Genomic DNA, 589 nt, shown 5'->3' with positions numbered 1-589 from the left:
CATCTACCTGTTCGCTGGCTTCGGCATCGGCGCCGCCATCCCGGCCGACTCCATCGACCCCGACTACGGCATGATCGTCGCAGTCCAGACCATGGTGGGCGATTCCGTGCTCTTCAAGGTCATCTGCATCGCCTTCCTGATCACCCTGTTCGCCAACATGGCCGCCTGGTCCTTCGGCGTCAACTCCGTCGCCCGCTACGCCGCCGAGCACGGCAACATGCCCAAGGTCTTCGCCTCGATGATCTCCGAGGACGACATGCCCAACGGCGCCAACCTGGTCAACGCCGTCGTCGCCTCCCTGGTCCTCTGCCTGCAGCTCGTTCCCGTCGACGCCATCTCCGACGGCGTCTTCTGGATGCTCTTCGGCACCTCCGTCGTCTTCCTGCTGCTCACCTACATCCCGATGTTCCCGGCGTTCCTCAACCTCCGCAAGAACGACCCCGACCGCGAGCGCATCTTCACGTTCCCGTTCAAGGGCGCGATGATGAAGGTCATGCTGGCCATCCCCTGCATCGAGCTGATCCTGGCCATCGTCGCGACGCTGGTGCCGTTCTCCGCCGCCGAGGTCGGCGAGAAGGTCCCGATGATC

Annotated in this window: 1 protein-coding gene; it reads left to right on the top strand. The window is 64.2% G+C overall.

Going from position 1 to position 589, the window contains the following annotated elements:
- On the top strand, positions 1-589 hold a 589-nt coding region (locus tag ACTQZF_RS09235), incomplete at both ends, for an amino acid permease (RefSeq protein WP_441555113.1).

It is taken from the genome of Collinsella sp. LCP19S3_H3 (assembly GCF_052119145.1).
Taxonomy (GTDB): domain Bacteria; phylum Actinomycetota; class Coriobacteriia; order Coriobacteriales; family Coriobacteriaceae; genus Collinsella.
Note: the sequence above shows the minus strand (reverse complement) of the source record. Positions and strands in the feature narration are given on the sequence as shown.